This window comes from Aliirhizobium cellulosilyticum, assembly GCF_014198105.1.
Classification (GTDB): Bacteria; Pseudomonadota; Alphaproteobacteria; order Rhizobiales; family Rhizobiaceae; genus Neorhizobium; species Neorhizobium cellulosilyticum.
Map to the genome: position 1 here is coordinate 1,697,076 of NZ_JACIGW010000001.1, position 13,988 is coordinate 1,711,063.

Annotated in this window: 17 protein-coding genes and 1 tRNA gene; 5 read left to right on the forward strand and 13 right to left on the reverse strand. The window is 55.8% G+C overall.

Features of this window, described 5'->3' with window-relative positions:
* Positions 1 to 157: 157 nt before the first annotated feature.
* The 5 genes from GGE33_RS08005 to GGE33_RS08025 all read right to left on the reverse strand — a co-directional run bounded on the left by GGE33_RS08005 (position 158) and on the right by GGE33_RS08025 (position 6,951).
* Positions 158 to 1,414 (reverse strand): OmpP1/FadL family transporter, encoded by a 1,257-nt coding sequence (locus GGE33_RS08005; protein ID WP_148146400.1) that lies wholly within the window; start codon positions 1,412 to 1,414, stop codon positions 158 to 160.
* A 352-nt stretch (positions 1,415 to 1,766) separates the two neighbouring features.
* Positions 1,767 to 4,682 (reverse strand): valine--tRNA ligase, encoded by a 2,916-nt coding sequence (locus tag GGE33_RS08010; protein WP_183821906.1) that lies wholly within the window; start codon positions 4,680 to 4,682, stop codon positions 1,767 to 1,769.
* A 133-nt stretch (positions 4,683 to 4,815) separates the two neighbouring features.
* Positions 4,816 to 5,709, reverse strand: coding sequence for a PopZ family protein (locus GGE33_RS08015; RefSeq protein WP_183821908.1), 894 nt, complete (start codon positions 5,707 to 5,709; stop codon positions 4,816 to 4,818).
* Positions 5,710 to 5,927: 218 nt separating this feature from the next.
* Positions 5,928 to 6,581, reverse strand: a complete 654-nt coding sequence (locus GGE33_RS08020; RefSeq protein WP_183821910.1) for a protein-L-isoaspartate O-methyltransferase family protein — start codon at positions 6,579 to 6,581, stop codon at positions 5,928 to 5,930.
* A gap of 172 nt (positions 6,582 to 6,753) precedes the next feature.
* On the reverse strand, positions 6,754 to 6,951 hold the full coding sequence (locus GGE33_RS08025) for a hypothetical protein (protein ID WP_148146396.1): 198 nt from the start codon (positions 6,949 to 6,951) through the stop codon (positions 6,754 to 6,756).
* Between the two features lie 241 nt (positions 6,952 to 7,192).
* Here GGE33_RS08025 and GGE33_RS08030 point away from each other — a divergent pair.
* Together GGE33_RS08030 and GGE33_RS08035 are read left to right on the forward strand one after the other, a co-directional pair.
* Positions 7,193 to 7,266, forward strand: a tRNA-Cys gene (locus tag GGE33_RS08030).
* 125 nt (positions 7,267 to 7,391) lie between these two features.
* Positions 7,392 to 7,676, forward strand: coding sequence for a hypothetical protein (locus GGE33_RS08035; protein ID WP_183821912.1), 285 nt, complete (start codon positions 7,392 to 7,394; stop codon positions 7,674 to 7,676).
* 112 nt (positions 7,677 to 7,788) lie between these two features.
* Here the strand turns inward: GGE33_RS08035 and GGE33_RS27465 are convergent, their stop codons facing one another.
* The 6 genes from GGE33_RS27465 to GGE33_RS27920 all read right to left on the reverse strand — a co-directional run bounded on the left by GGE33_RS27465 (position 7,789) and on the right by GGE33_RS27920 (position 11,150).
* Positions 7,789 to 8,199, reverse strand: a complete 411-nt coding sequence (locus tag GGE33_RS27465; protein WP_246435752.1) for a hypothetical protein — start codon at positions 8,197 to 8,199, stop codon at positions 7,789 to 7,791.
* A 411-nt stretch (positions 8,200 to 8,610) separates the two neighbouring features.
* Positions 8,611 to 8,895, reverse strand: coding sequence for a hypothetical protein (locus GGE33_RS08045; protein ID WP_183821916.1), 285 nt, complete (start codon positions 8,893 to 8,895; stop codon positions 8,611 to 8,613).
* Positions 8,877 to 9,305, reverse strand: coding sequence for a hypothetical protein (locus tag GGE33_RS08050; protein ID WP_183821918.1), 429 nt, complete (start codon positions 9,303 to 9,305; stop codon positions 8,877 to 8,879). Before GGE33_RS08050 ends, GGE33_RS08045 begins: the two co-directional genes overlap by 19 nt.
* Entirely contained in the window at positions 9,305 to 9,655 is a 351-nt protein-coding gene (locus GGE33_RS08055; protein ID WP_183821920.1) for a hypothetical protein, read from the reverse strand. The genes GGE33_RS08050 and GGE33_RS08055 overlap by 1 nt, the downstream gene beginning before the upstream one ends.
* Positions 9,655 to 10,308 carry a glycoside hydrolase family 19 protein gene (locus GGE33_RS08060; protein WP_183821923.1) on the reverse strand — a complete coding sequence of 218 codons (654 nt, stop codon included), beginning with the start codon at positions 10,306 to 10,308 and terminating at the stop codon, positions 9,655 to 9,657. The genes GGE33_RS08055 and GGE33_RS08060 overlap by 1 nt, the downstream gene beginning before the upstream one ends.
* 149 nt (positions 10,309 to 10,457) lie before the next feature.
* A complete protein-coding gene (locus GGE33_RS27920; protein ID WP_394353611.1) occupies positions 10,458 to 11,150 on the reverse strand; it encodes a methyltransferase domain-containing protein in 693 nt (230 codons plus the stop codon).
* Positions 11,151 to 11,194: 44 nt separating this feature from the next.
* Here GGE33_RS27920 and GGE33_RS08065 point away from each other — a divergent pair, with 44 nt between their 5' ends.
* On the forward strand, positions 11,195 to 11,830 hold the full coding sequence (locus tag GGE33_RS08065) for a hypothetical protein (RefSeq protein WP_183821925.1): 636 nt from the start codon (positions 11,195 to 11,197) through the stop codon (positions 11,828 to 11,830).
* A 48-nt stretch (positions 11,831 to 11,878) separates the two neighbouring features.
* Here the strand turns inward: GGE33_RS08065 and GGE33_RS08070 are convergent, their stop codons facing one another.
* Both GGE33_RS08070 and GGE33_RS08075 read right to left on the reverse strand, forming a co-directional pair.
* On the reverse strand, positions 11,879 to 12,094 hold the full coding sequence (locus GGE33_RS08070) for a hypothetical protein (RefSeq protein ID WP_183821927.1): 216 nt from the start codon (positions 12,092 to 12,094) through the stop codon (positions 11,879 to 11,881).
* Between the two features lie 63 nt (positions 12,095 to 12,157).
* Complete coding sequence (locus GGE33_RS08075) at positions 12,158 to 12,877, reverse strand: YrbL family protein (protein WP_183821929.1); 720 nt, start codon at positions 12,875 to 12,877, stop codon at positions 12,158 to 12,160.
* Between the two features lie 380 nt (positions 12,878 to 13,257).
* On the opposite strand from GGE33_RS08075, the gene GGE33_RS08080 reads away from it, so the two are divergent.
* The gene (locus GGE33_RS08080; protein ID WP_183821931.1) at positions 13,258 to 13,413 is read left to right on the forward strand and encodes a hypothetical protein; all 156 of its coding nucleotides are present in this window, start codon (positions 13,258 to 13,260) and stop codon (positions 13,411 to 13,413) included.
* A 267-nt stretch (positions 13,414 to 13,680) separates the two neighbouring features.
* Positions 13,681 to 13,872: a hypothetical protein gene (locus tag GGE33_RS08085; RefSeq protein WP_183821933.1), complete on the forward strand. Its 192-nt coding sequence runs from the start codon at positions 13,681 to 13,683 to the stop codon at positions 13,870 to 13,872.
* Positions 13,873 to 13,988 lie beyond the last annotated feature (116 nt).

Below are 13,988 nucleotides of genomic sequence, written 5' to 3' on the forward strand. Positions count from 1 at the left end.
GTGGCGGGAAATGGACAAAAGTCCTAGCCTTGAAACGCGCCGCGATCGTCACAAAAAAGTGTTGCGAAATCGTCACAGTATTTTAGCAGCCAAGCGAATAACCGCGACAAGCAAAAGCCCGGTCGAAACCGGGCTTTTGTCTTTGATAAAGCAGAGATCAGAAACGGACCTTTATACCCGTCGAAATAGCGGCAACGATATCGTCGTCGAAATCGTAATTGGCTCTTTGCCCATAAGTCAGGCCATCCAGTACAACGGTACGGGAAGAACCACCGGTCATCAGACCAAGAACCCCGGCAAGGCGGAATTCGACATTTTTCGTCGGTGAATAGCTGCCAAGAACGCCGAGCGCCCAGGTATCCGTCTGTGATCCAAAGCCTTGCGACGTTCCACGATCCCAAGTCAGGCTGACAGCGCCACTCCACTGCTCGTTGAACTTATGGCCGATGCCGCCCATGACAGTCCAACCATCCCGATAGCCGAGGTCGAGTGTTGTGACCTGAGTGCCGGAGGCGCAGACACCTGCAACTCCGGAAGAGCAGAAGAACGGCACCTTCTGCAACTGGCTCCAATCCGTCCACTTCACGGAACCGAATGCCAACCAGTCGGGCGCGATACCGGATTGCACCTTAAGCTCAAGAACATCAGGCATCGCCTGAGAGCCATAGACATCAAATTTGGGAGTTCCCGACACCTGGGAGAGATCGAGTGTGCCGGTAATATCGTTCAGCTTGACCTCACTGTTATAAACGAGGCTAGCGCGGAACGCATATTCTGGAATTTCGTAGGCGACACCCGCGCGCCAACCCCAGCCGTCACCTTCCAGATCGAGGCGACCAACGCCCGAAAGGGGAAATCCGGCCGGAAACGCCTGAACCAGACGTTCCTGAAATCCATAAACCTCCTGATAGAACCCGCCGCCAATCAGGCGAAGCTGGCCCGGCCCCATATCAAATCGGTAGGAACAGGTCGCAGCATAGTTGCGGCTTTCAACCTTGGTCTCGATATCCTCGTTTGCACCGGCCCAATCGCGTCCCGGATTTTTGTGCGCACCCCATGGCTCCGAATAATCAAACATGCAGTCTGCCGCGTCTCCGATACCGGCCTTTATCCCAATGCGGGGAGACCAATAATTTTCGCTGCCATCTGCCGATGTCGAGAGGCCGGTCAGATCGCCACCACCCGCTGTTCCGCCAGCAGGGTTAAACGGGGTCGGATCAGTGTCACGGACATTCTTCAGCTTGCGGTCCGGCATAACGAAGGTCGACGTCGCCTCTGCCGTAAATCTGGACGTATCGAACAAGAGATCGATGTTGTAACCGCCGCGCTCAAGCCCCCCAGCGAGCGCTGGCGTTTGCAGCATACCGACCGCCGCCGCAGCCAGAACTCCGCCTGAAATAAAGTGTCTTACCATGTTTTCTCCCACTCCCGGTAAGTTACCGGCATCACTGTAGATCGTTGATCCTAAACAACAACTTTCGGGCGTCGGGACGATTGCAATGCACAATCGCTCAAAATTTACGTAAGCTATTCAGCAACGGGGAGAGAATCGACCGACAGGAGATGAAATTACCGCAAAATTGACGAATCGCAGTCGATCTTGGAATTTTATCTTGTGGTAATATGCGTCTGTGACCTTCACGCAACAGAGTCCTTTTCTCCGGCCACGCATCTGCACAATAAATCAATTGGACATCCAAGCGCATACGAAAATGCCGCACCCATGGCTGGATGCGGCATTTGACATCGCTGAGTCGTCTCTAAAATCAGCCGGCTTCGGCGATCCGCGTCAACGCGATCTTGAGATTGGCAAGCTGAACTTCGAGTTCGGCATAACGCTCGCGATCGGCAGCAACGACTTCCGGATCTGCATTGGCGATGAACTTCTCGTTGGAGAGCTTCTTGTTCAAGCGCTCCATCTCCTGTTCCGTCTTGCCGATCGCCTTTTCGATACGGGCCTTTTCAGCGGCCAGATCAATCAGGTTGCCGAGCGGCAGGCAGGCTGTCGCCTCGCCGACGACGATCTGGGCGGCGCCCTTGGGTGCGCTATCGGCCGGTTCTATGCTTTCGACGCGCGCCAGGCGCTTGATCGCAGCCTCATGGCGACGCATGCGGAAGGCCGTTACCTCATTTGCGCCGACGACGATCAGCGGTGCGGTCGCCGACGGAGGAACGTTCATTTCCGAACGCGCCGAACGCAGACCGGAGACGAGATCGACCAGCCAGTTGATTTCACTGGCGGCTTCTTCATCACTGAAATCAGCAGCCGGCCAGTCGCCATGAGCCAGAAGACCATCACGCTCTGCCGTGTGCGCCCAGAGTTCTTCGGTCATGAACGGCATGAACGGGTGCAGAAGCGCGTAGGTCTTTTCCATGACGTAAGCCATGCAAGCCTGGGCTTCCGCCTTCGCCTGCTCGTCCTCGCCCATGAAGACCGGCTTCAGGAGTTCGACATACCAGTCGCAGACCTGATTCCAGACGAAACGATAAAGACCGCCAGCCGCTTCATTAAAGCGATAGGTCTCGATTGCCGTCGTGACTTCCTCGACCGTCTTCGACAGTTCGGTGAGGATCCAGCGATTGACCGTCAGCTTTGCGTCTTGCGGCCTGAAGTCGGCATTGCGGGTAACGCCGTTCATCTCGCCGAAACGCGTAGCATTCCACAGCTTGGTGCCGAAATTGCGATAGCCGGCAATGCGGGCCGGATCGAGCTTCACATCCCTGCCCTGCGCTGCCATGACCGCCAGCGTAAAGCGCAGCGCATCAGCGCCGTATTCGTCGATCAGGTCGAGCGGGTCGATGACGTTGCCCTTCGACTTCGACATCTTCTGACCGTTCTTGTCACGCACCAGCGCGTGGACATAGACGGTGTTGAACGGCTCGACCGGATTTCCTTCCTCATCCTTCATGAAATGAAGGCCCATCATCATCATGCGGGCGACCCAGAAGAAGATGATGTCGAAACCAGTGACAAGAACGTTGGTCGGATAATAGCGCGCAAGCTCCGGCGTTTTGTCCGGCCAGCCGAGCGTCGAGAACGGCCAGAGCGCAGACGAGAACCAGGTGTCGAGCACGTCTTCGTCGCGGGTCAGGATTTCACCCGGCGCAAAATTTTCGAGCTTTTCCTGAACCCAGGCCTTCCACGGACCTTCATGCGCCAGATAGTGCTGGACGGCCGCGTCGAGCGCTTCTTCCTCGGACTTTTCGACGAAGCACTGGCCATCCGGTCCGTACCAGGCCGGAATCTGGTGACCCCACCAAAGCTGGCGCGAAATGCACCACGGCTCGATGTTTTCCATCCAGTCGAAATAGGTCTTTTCCCAGTTCTTCGGAACGAAGTTGGTGCGGCCTTCGCGAACGGAAGCAATCGCCGGCTCGGCCAGCGTCTTTGCATCGGCAAACCACTGGTCGGTTAACATCGGCTCGATGACGACGCCGGAGCGGTCACCGAACGGCTGCATGATCTTCTTCTTCTCGACATAGGGAATGTCGTTGCCTTCGGCATCCTTGACCGTGACGGCCAAGCCTTCGGCATTAATCGCCTCGATGATTCTCGTACGCGCGACCATGCGGTCGAGGCCGCGATACTCTTCCGGAACGAGGTTGATCTCGTCGACATCGCTCTCGCTCGGCAGTTCGCCGGACTTGGTGATGGCAAGCGCCCTCGCTGCACATTCGGCGTAAGAATCGCCGTCCTCGCGCATGGAAGCGACCGTATCCATCAGACGATAGAGCGGGATCTTGTTACGCTTGGCGACTTGGTAATCGTTGAAGTCATGCGCGCCGGTGATCTTGACGGCACCCGAGCCGAAATCCGGCTCCGGATATTCGTCGGCGATGATCGGGATCAGGCGGCGATGCTCCTTCGGACCGACCGGGATTTCACAGAGCTTGCCGACGATCGGCGCGTAACGCTCGTCCGACGGATGAACGGCAACCGCGCCGTCACCCAGCATGGTTTCCGGGCGGGTTGTGGCGATCGAGATGTAGTCGCGTTCTTCCGACAGGATGACGTTACCGTCGGTATCCTTCTCGACATAGGTATAGGTTTCGCCGCCGGCCAGCGGGTACTTGAAGTGCCACATGTGGCCGTCGACTTCCTTGCTCTCGACTTCGAGATCAGAAATCGCCGTTTCGAATTTCGGGTCCCAATTGACCAGTCGCTTGCCGCGATAGATCAGGCCTTCCTTGTAGAGCGTGACGAAGACTTCGAGCACGGCCTTGGAAAGACCTTCATCCATGGTGAAGCGTTCGCGCGACCAGTCGCAGGATGCACCGAGGCGCTTGAGCTGATTGAAGATCAGCCCGCCGGATTCGGCCTTCCAGTCCCAGACGCGATTGACGAAGGCTTCGCGGCCCATGTCGCGACGACCGGGAAGCTGGCGCTCCATCAACTGGCGCTCGACAACCATTTGCGTCGCGATGCCGGCATGGTCCATGCCCGGCTGCCACAACACGTCCTTGCCGCGCATGCGCTCGAAGCGGACCATGATGTCCTGCAGCGTATTGTTGAGCGCGTGGCCCATATGCAGCGAACCGGTAACGTTCGGCGGCGGGATCACGATCGTGAAGGCGTCCGCACCCGGCTTGGCATTGGCGCCGGCGCGGAAAGCATCCGCATCGTCCCAGGCTTTTGCGATCTTCGGTTCGACGGCGGCGGAATCGTAGGTCTTTTCGAGCATTTCCTGACCCGTTTTTATTTATGAATGAGATGGTCGGTTGTTAAAGATGTGGGGGGTGACAAGTCAATAAAAAAGCCGCCCCGTTTCCGGAGCGGCCATATTCAATGGCGTAAGCGGCGATTTGACGGCGCGTTTATCTGCGCGGGCCGCGGGCGACGCGCTCAATTTCTTCCCGAACAAGCCGCTCGACGAGCGTTGGCAGGTTGTCATCGAGCCATTCCTGCAGCATCGGCCGCAACATTTCCTGCGTCATATCCTCGACAGAGCGCCGCTCCAGGCCATCGAACACGTCGGCGAGCTCGCCAAAGGACTTCGCCACCTGGGCACCGGCAGTTTCAGAAAGAAGGCCGGCCATCATGGCAATCGAGGCTCCCGCCTGTACTGCTTGCGGCCTTACCTCTGTGGACACAACAGGTTCCGGCTTTACATGATCGGAATTGACAGCCTCAGGCGCCGAAATTGCGGGGAGCTGACTCGGCTTCTCTTCTGCAAGCTTTACGGCCTCGACACTCGCCGGAGCGACCGGCGGCCTTATCGCGCTATCTTCGAAAGACGGGCGCAGCTCGGGCAACGGCAAGGGGATCACAGGCGCGGAAGGTTCGCTGAATACAGTCTGCGACGGAACTTCATTCGCGGGCGGCGCAGTATCGCGCATCAACGGGATGCCGACATCGGAGGGGCGGCCGGAGCCGGATATCGCCATATCCTGGTGCCGTGCGGAGGCTGCGCGAACCCGGGCGGCGACATCAGCAAGCGACAGGGATCGTTCTGTCGCTGCTGGAGCCGCGACCGGCTCCCGCTGGATAGAAAACTCCGGTTGCCTCGGCAAACCGGCATCGTTAGCCACCAAATCGGGAACGAAAGCGGCAGTTTCGTCAAAATCCTCGATCTCGTCGTCTTCAAAGGTCGAGGAAGCGTCGTGCAGGCCAGCCGCGTCTGAACCGGGATCATTGCTTTCAATGATCCGACGGATCGAAGCCAATATCTCCTCCATGGAAGGTTCACGCGCTACATTTGGCTGAGCCATTTCATCCTCGCAGTTGCCGAGTGCTACCGTCTTCTCGACGGTGGTAAACTCGTTGCTAGTGTAAGGGCTTGGCGACAAGACACAATGTGACGGGGATAAGCAAAGGCAGCGATACACAGCTTTTGCACAGACATAGAGTCCCGTTTGCAACAGCCGATATTGGCTAAAAACAAAAAGGGGCGCCCGGCGCCCCTCGTGTCACGACCATTATACCGATGTCAGAAGACGAATTCCTTGACCTTGGCGAAGCCCGGTAGCGGCTTCACGGAAAGATTGAAGCGGGAGCTTTCAGAAATAGAACCATGTTCCTTGAGCAGAATCTTTGCCTGCGCAGCGTTACCGTAGCCGATCACAGCAACGAGGCGCCCGCCTTCCGCCAACTGCTCCAGAAGTGCGGCAGGCACCTCCTCCACCGAGCCGTTGACGAAAATGAGATCGTATGGCGCAGCCGCCGCATATCCCTTGGTCAACTCGCCCGTCACGACGGTGACGTTCTGACAGCCCAGCGCATTCAAATTGGCCGCTGCAAGCTCGCACAATGCACCATCGCTCTCGAGCGCAGTGACGGAACCGGCCAAATGCGAAAGCAACGCCGCCACGTAACCGCTGCCTGCACCGACGTCGAGCGCGCGATCGTTCTTGGTAATCTCGGCTGCCTGAAGCAGCTTAGCCAAAGGGGAAGCTTCCATCAGGTAACGGCCAGGCGAAAGCTCGATATCCGCATCGAGATATGCAAGCGGCTTAGCCTTCTCGGAAACAAAAGCCTCACGTGGCACGGAAAGAAACGCACGCAGAACAGAGTGCGACGTTACGTCAGTGGTCCGGATCTGATGTTCAACCATCTTTATCCGGGCGGCCTCGAAATCAATCATGTCCTGCGCCTCGTATACTGTCTGCCGACCGTATTACTGGCGCAGCCCACTGGTTTCAAGACGGCGCATGGCGGCTCATTAAAAAACCTTCAGAGAGTGCCGTTACCGAAGCCGAAAACGCCAGATAAAAGAGAATCGAGGAGACAGGCCCGGCGTCTCACTCAAACAGGCGTCATGAATGTGGCCTTAGCGGCTGATTCAACTTTTTCGCCGCCAGATAATCTTTCTCGTAGGAGGATCGCAAACCGCTCGCACCGTCAAATTCCAGCTGATTTGCAAGCGCGGCGGCAAAAAGACCATCAGGATAGGTTCCTGTTCCCTCAACCTCGGCGACAGACGGGCGAAACGCGTTGACGAATTTGGTGAGCACGGGCAAATCCTCCATTCACTTCAAGTACAGCCTTAAAAGCGCATGACGCGCCTTCGGTTCCAGGCTCGCGTAAAGAAGTTAAAAATTAACCATGATCCGTGGCGGGACTTGGGTGGTTGCATGAAATTTCTGCGACACAAGATGCGACAAGAAAAATATGCGCATTGATCGTCAAGGCGCTTGCACAGCGTTTCGATTCGTTCTAAACGCCCCGACACACACCGCAAACTACTGCATGGATGGCCTCGTGGCGGAGTGGTGACGCAGAGGACTGCAAATCCTCGTACCCCGGTTCAATTCCGGGCGAGGCCTCCAACCCCTTCCAAGCAATGACGTAACCGATTGCCAACACTGAATAATTTTTCAGGTGTGGCAATATGGGCTTCAAACGTTCTGCCACAGTAAAACAAGGTGTGGCACTCCGTTCTGGATTTCACCTCATGACCTGGCAGAAGAAATACTCGTGGCGCGTGACTTGGCCCGGTGAAGGCCACGAAGATTACAGCGCATATGACGGCGATCTCTACATCGGCCGAATCATGCGAGACCTGACGACGCACACCCATAAGAACGAGTTCATGTGGTCTGGCGGCGCTGGAGGGAAATCATTCAATAATAGGTTGATGCCTCATCAGGGCTGGGAGAAAGAGCACTGGCAAGCTGCCAAGGCGGTTGAGGACTGGTATGATGCGATGAGAGAGCGGAACGGGCTGGAACCGCGATGATGCGCTACGACTGGAACATCGGCGGTTATGTCTTCCTCGTCTTCATGGCGGCGGCTGTTGTTTTGGCTGGGTATAATGCGGTGATGGCTGTGGTGAGGTTCGTGGCGGCGCTTTAGGGCTGGCTCGACCGCTCTCGTTCCACGCGATCCATCCGGTTCCTCAGATCGAGCAGGATATCGCGAAGACCGTAGACGCTGCCTGCCGCCTGTTTCATCTCATCGAGCTGGCGCTGCAGGTCGTCATCCTTGTTTGTATAGTTCTGCCAGACACGTTCATGCTCCGCCCTTGGGACGAGATCCGTGCGGATTTCTTTGATTGCCCCCTCCGTTCGCTGACGGTCCTCCGCGGAACGCGCCGTGCGCCACTCCATTTCCTTCTGGGTCACCATCTTGTCGACGAGGGAAGAGAGGCTTGTCGTCGTGCTTGCGGAAAGAACCTTAGCATCGTCGCGTATCTGGGCGATATTGTCTTTGATCGGCTGCAAGGCAAGAAACCCGAGACCGCCAAGGATGGTGATGCTCACAGAACAGAACCCGATGATGATCGCCCAAGGGGTCCGGTTTCTCTCTGCCAGGTTCGTTGATAGGGCCGCAACGGCGCTACGCATCTCCGATGACATCGAGGTCATGGACGATTCGATTTGCTTGAAACCAGACCTCATCTCCGTCTCGAGATCTGATTGCCGCCGGTTTAGGTTGGTAACCCTCTCGCCAAGCTGAGCAGTCAGAGCGTCGGTGTAAATCCGGTTTACGTCCTGCCCATTTCCATTGTTCATGTCATCGTTCCCTGCCGCCATTCGTCCCGTCGCCCTTTTCTATGCGTATGCTATTCAGGCAGGCTCAGGAGAGCAGCCAGTATGAGAGAACCGTGGCAACACCGGCCACGATGGAGATAACTGCCGCCATGACCGCCAGCGGATTGTTGTGCAGGAAGTTCATTTGCCCCACCTCTGCTTGATGTCGGCGAACCACGCCGCGCAGTCTTCGGCCTGACGGTCTCGGATATCCGCCACGACTTCCCAACGCTTGAATGTCACAACCCACGGCTCATCACCGATGCGAACCCGGCCTATCTTGGCAACGCACGATGCCGGCGGTTCGGGGAACGGGATAACCGCCCTCGCCTCGCCTTCAGTCTTTGCCGCGGCGGTGACGCGCTGTTCTGTGGTCGCGCAGCCGGTCAGGAGCAGGCAGAGCAGGATCAATTGTGGTCGAGCCATTGGCGATCCTCCGCTGTTGGACGGGTGAGCTTGGTGTTGGTTCGGGCCTCTGCCGCCAGATGCTCGATGCGAGCCTGTCGCTGGGCTGCAATAGCCTCAGACAGGGCCGCACGCTGGCGCTCTGACGCTGCGGCATCATCTGCCGCCTTTCGAAGCTCTCGCTCTCGCTGAAGCTGGAATTGGACGGACTGCAGCTCGTATTTGCTTGCCATGCCGGCAGTGGCTTCCTTGACCCGCTGGGCCGCGAAAGTCTCGACCCGGCCGGCAATGATGTCGCTGACGACAGGGATGGAAGTCAGGAACGGGATGTGGGATGCGCCGGGCACGCCTTCGTAGAATGCAATCGCCAAAATGAAGAGAACGCCGCCGATCCCGAATAGGCGCACGGCTGTTGCGAAGATAGCTGCCATCAGTTCGGCCCCGTATCATCTGCGGTGAAAGGTCGAGATGGCGCGGTGTATGGCTCCGGCTGATAGAAGTCGCCGTCGTCCATATCTCGAATGAACTTGCGCTTCTCTCGATCGTCCCATACGGCGCCGAAGACGTAGCTGCCGAGGATCGCCGCGATGAGCGTCAAGAGCGCAATGAGCGCCTGCTCAAGGATGGAATTGCTCGATTTGATGAAGCCAACGACGGATGCCAGGATGATGCCCTGTGCGTTTGCCATGGCCCATAGGAGCACGCGGAACATCCAGCGCCGCCGGATCGGCCAATTGTCGCGAGTGAGTTCCTGGCTCAGTGCTGCAGCTTTCTTCGGCATCAGGCGGCATCCAGAAGAGCGGCATAGAACTTCTTGCCGTAGCCTGCGATATCGTTCGCCCGATCGAGGCCGTTGATAATCCGGCGCGCGTTGACCCAATCGGAACCATTGCTGGTGAAATAGTCGCCCAGCCGCTTGCCTGTGAATATCCCATCGCGCATGCCGATGGTGATGATTTTTCCGGCCACATCGTCAGTCAGGGCAAGATCGGGGTTCGCAACCAGATCAATGCCGAGAAGGTCGGAGAACTTGCCGTAGTTGTCCTTGCCCGTGATCTGGCAATACCCCCTGCCCCGATAACGCCATCCATCGCCGGAAGATTCCGAACCGTTGCCCATGCGGTTCCCATAGGCGCGGTTGGCGATCTTCTGGGGCTGGCGCGCGTAAGCCTTCGCATCGGCCGGCGAGAAGTATTTCGGGAACGTGTTCCGAAGCCCCTGCTCCGAATAGTTCAGGTTCTCAACAATTGGCTGGAAGGTGCCGCCGGTCTCGATCACAGGTGTTGCCAGGATATAGGCAATGTGGCGAGGATCGTTGACCTTGAAGGCGGCGGAAGCATCGAGCATGGCTTCGATCCCTTCCACCTGTGGCTGGTTCATCCGCCCGTCAAACACAGACGTGCGCACCCCAGCGAAGAACTTCGCTCGATTCATGGGTTTCTCCGATGTTGATGATGTCAGGTCAGAAAGGCGGGCATAGAAAAAGCCGCCTCAGTGGGCGGCTTCAGGTTGGCCTCATGGTTTTCTCACGGGGACGAGATCAGCGGCTCTCTCAGCAACCCCGGATATTTAGGGAAGACCGTTTAGTTGCTAAATCGCAGCAAAGTTCGCCTTACGAACGCGCGAGCCTTATCTATCGGCGAAGCGTGCCACGTGCGGAAGATGGCACTCGTGCCTGTAACATGGATTAACTCAGCCGTTCCGAACACTTTGGCAATCCGCGATGCCCACCACTCTGGAGGCTTAACGGTAGCATGTGCGTTCTCACCGTTGGGAAGGACCATGTCAGCCGGCCTCGTGTCAGCAGCTATAATCGCGTGAGTGGTTAGCGATCGAATATGATGAAGAACGGCCGGGATCTCTGCCTCGTCCAAATGCTCGAGAACATCTGTGCATGTAACTATATCGTATCTCGAGTGAGGCACTTTGCTTATCTCTGGAATTGCCGGGTCAAACCGGTGACGCACGCCAAGCGTCCTGGCACGCAAAAGTTCGACCGTTTTGCTTTGCCCTGCCCCGTAATCTAGCATCGAAGCCGGCCTCCGACTGATAATCCACGGCTCGATCCATCGGCGCGCCTTTGCAGAGCCAGTGCCGTACTTTTGACGTCTGTGAATTTCCGCATACTGCTCAAGATTTCTTGTCGCTACCACGATCGACCCCTCTGGAAATCTGAGATTGGTATATCTTGGGACGACAGACAGTTCCACTACCGTACCGAGTATTTTTCTACTTGAAGCGTTACTGAATGCGGAATTACAATCGGTTGATGTCATTGGGGATCAACATGTCGTTCTTGCCGGCGCTTAGGAGTTTCCTAATGAAGCGGTCATCGCTTCCATTGGAGTTTACAGAGAACGTTTTTGTGCTGGGATCCGGGCCAGGGTCCTCTATTCCAGACGAGCTGGACGATTCATGGTCACTTGTTTCGATCAATGCCTCGCAAGCAGTTTTAAAGGATGAAACGATTGTTCCTGATTTCACGTTGTTTGGCACATCGACGTTACGCAACAAGCCGACCAATCGCGAAGCAAAAGACGTGCTGCGAGGCCGTAAAACTCGAACACTTATTCTATTCGATCGAGAAAAATTCATCGACAACCAACGGTACAAGCTATTTCGCCTCGGATACAGCTATGACCGTGTCATTTTTTTATCCACTGCCGAGCGCCTGGCGTGGATCCGCGGTGCAACTGGCATAGCCGTTAAGGACAACACACAGAAGCCCAGCAATGGAGTGGCGGCCGTTTTCCTGTGCGTATCATACGGTGTGAAAAAGATAGTCATGACCGGCTTTTCGCTAACCAAGCAAGGCCACGCGTACAACAACAAGAACCGGGAACGCGCTCACGTTCGGGGTGACAGAGCAGCATTGCGATCAGCGCTAATGCGAGGCCATCCAATTTATACCAATCAGGCGGATTTTTCAGAAGAATCAGGGGTTCCGCTGATCTGAAGCGAATTCGGGTTAGAATTGCCTAACCCGCGATTGAAGTTCTGTCTGCTACAGGTGATCAATGATGTGACCGTCTAGAGCATCGATACCCAAGCAGATCACAGTCAGACAAAACAATGCAACTAAATACTTGACTGAGTGCGCCCGAAAGGTCGTCTCGGTCTTCTGAAGTATCGCCTTGTTGAGTAGCAAGTTAGCTCCCTCAACGTCGCCGATCGCCGCCCGATCCACGATTTCGGAGGCGAGATCCCTGTCATTCTTCATCGAATAATCTCCTAAGATGGAGCGGCCCTATCGGCTATTCCTGACGCTAACCTGAATTCGATGTCAAACCGACATACCAACCAACGAAGACACGTTTATGCCAGCAGCCTCGCCGTGCTTCCAAATCTGCCGATGAAGCCTTGCGCGATATCTTTTCAGTTTGATGCGGTTCAGCACTCCGCTCATCGCGTACATCCCGACTGGTGATTTCTCACCGGTGCCGTCGACACAAACTACCCTCGGGTTGCTCCCCCCCCCATCGCACCAGACGAAATTACCAAGATTACAATCCATCAAAACTATGTGGAGACGTTGTGCCTCGCTGAAAAACTCGTTCAAGCCATCAAGGTGGTTCTGTTCGAAACGACGCTCCTCGATTAGCCTTCGCAGAGTTGGAGCCAATGAGCCGTCACGCGAGGACACTCGTTCAACAATCATCCCCAGGCCCTGGCTTGTCTGAACGAAACCGAAAATCTTGGCGATCGGGAGGCGCTTTTCCTCGCCCGCAAATTTTCTCGCCAAGTTGAGATACTCTTCAAGCTCCCGACGGAAAACCATGTATGCGCCAAACCGACGCCACTTTTTAAAAAAAAGAAGTTTGCTCTTAACTTTTCTGTTGCCCCCCGCCGATTGAGCGGATGGCTTCACCGTTTTGATGACGACGTCTGGATGCATTCTGTTTTCGAAAATGTTTCTCGAGGCTCCATGCCCTGCAAGCCGCCACTGCGCGAGGTCAACATAATCTAGCGAGAACTGCATTTCACTCATACCATTACCTGTCATTCAATGCTCGTCCCCTGAATGCTAGCATCATCATATATCTCGTATCTAGGAGACTTTTTCCCTCCGGAAAGAATGTGAACGCTGTTGCTACCCGACGTCTAACCATCAACCCGTCCCGCCGGGATATCCTCTCCCCGCTTGACCAATTTCGAAAAAAGGAAGCGGCCCTCGTTACCACGGGCAAACGCAGACTGCCGCCCCTGGCTTGGAAACGGTGGCATCGATCGGAAAATGATAATTGCAGAACCGGAAGCGGAACTTCGAACGGCTGAACCCGACAATCATTTGGATGTGGGCGACACAACTGTGATGCGCGTGCGGTAAGCAACCAATTCGAACTTTGTCCGTTCTCGCGTCGTCAGAAACAGCAAGGATCAACGATGAGCACTGGAAGCCAAGCCCGTTCGCGTATGTACATTTTCGTCGCCGCACTCTTTGTCTTGGGCCTGATGCTTGTGGGCTACTACACATTCTTCCAGACTCCCGGTGAGATCAACGATGCGCCCGCCTCAGAGGTCGTGAACCCGAAGTCGTGATGTCATCTCTAAAATTAAGATGTGCTTATCTACGATCTGAAGATCGTATATCGCCAGCCGTCGGAGGCTCTATGTTAGGTCACCTCAACGGAGCCAAACAATGCGCCTGACGATCTACAACTTTGTAATGTATGCTTCTTTGGTGCTCGTGGCGGCATACCTCTACGTGTTCGTGGATGTGACGTAACGCTCTATCGAAATTGCCATATTGCGGCTGTCGGTTCCGAAAGGTTGGCTGTGAAAGCCAACCGTGAACAGGAGCTACCCGTGAACATTGACCTCATTGACAAGACCAATCTCGCGTTTCGCCGCCTTAAGCTGGTGAAGATGGCGATCGAAGACATCGAAGATGAAGGTCAGGCGTCCGCTCTGTACGAGGGCGTCTACCTTACCGAAGTCATATTAAAGGAATTGAAGGAACTGCTCGAGAAGGCGCGATCGGAAGCGATCACTTCTTAGCTCGATAGCACCGATGATGTCAGGGCGGTGGGTTATCGTAGGCTCGGAACTAAGAACCAAAGTACTACGCATACGGCCAACAAAACGTATACTCCGGCATTAAGGACAGTCACCCA

Excerpts from the sequence above, each read along its gene's own strand:
- GGE33_RS08005 (WP_148146400.1), bottom strand. The coding sequence starts at position 1,414 with ATGGTAAGACACTTTATTTCAGGCGGAGTTCTGGCTGCGGCGGCGGTC.
- GGE33_RS08010 (WP_183821906.1), bottom strand. The coding sequence starts at position 4,682 with ATGCTCGAAAAGACCTACGATTCCGCCGCCGTCGAACCGAAGATCGCA.
- GGE33_RS08015 (WP_183821908.1), bottom strand. The coding sequence starts at position 5,709 with ATGGCTCAGCCAAATGTAGCGCGTGAACCTTCCATGGAGGAGATATTG.
- GGE33_RS08020 (WP_183821910.1), bottom strand. The coding sequence starts at position 6,581 with ATGATTGATTTCGAGGCCGCCCGGATAAAGATGGTTGAACATCAGATC.
- GGE33_RS08035 (WP_183821912.1), top strand. The coding sequence starts at position 7,392 with ATGACCTGGCAGAAGAAATACTCGTGGCGCGTGACTTGGCCCGGTGAA.
- GGE33_RS08045 (WP_183821916.1), bottom strand. The coding sequence starts at position 8,895 with ATGGCTCGACCACAATTGATCCTGCTCTGCCTGCTCCTGACCGGCTGC.
- GGE33_RS08050 (WP_183821918.1), bottom strand. The coding sequence starts at position 9,305 with ATGGCAGCTATCTTCGCAACAGCCGTGCGCCTATTCGGGATCGGCGGC.
- GGE33_RS08055 (WP_183821920.1), bottom strand. The coding sequence starts at position 9,655 with ATGCCGAAGAAAGCTGCAGCACTGAGCCAGGAACTCACTCGCGACAAT.
- GGE33_RS08060 (WP_183821923.1), bottom strand. The coding sequence starts at position 10,308 with ATGAATCGAGCGAAGTTCTTCGCTGGGGTGCGCACGTCTGTGTTTGAC.
- GGE33_RS27920 (WP_394353611.1), bottom strand. The coding sequence starts at position 11,150 with ATGACATCAACCGATTGTAATTCCGCATTCAGTAACGCTTCAAGTAGA.
- GGE33_RS08065 (WP_183821925.1), top strand. The coding sequence starts at position 11,195 with ATGAAGCGGTCATCGCTTCCATTGGAGTTTACAGAGAACGTTTTTGTG.
- GGE33_RS08070 (WP_183821927.1), bottom strand. The coding sequence starts at position 12,094 with ATGAAGAATGACAGGGATCTCGCCTCCGAAATCGTGGATCGGGCGGCG.
- GGE33_RS08075 (WP_183821929.1), bottom strand. The coding sequence starts at position 12,877 with ATGACAGGTAATGGTATGAGTGAAATGCAGTTCTCGCTAGATTATGTT.
- GGE33_RS08080 (WP_183821931.1), top strand. The coding sequence starts at position 13,258 with ATGAGCACTGGAAGCCAAGCCCGTTCGCGTATGTACATTTTCGTCGCC.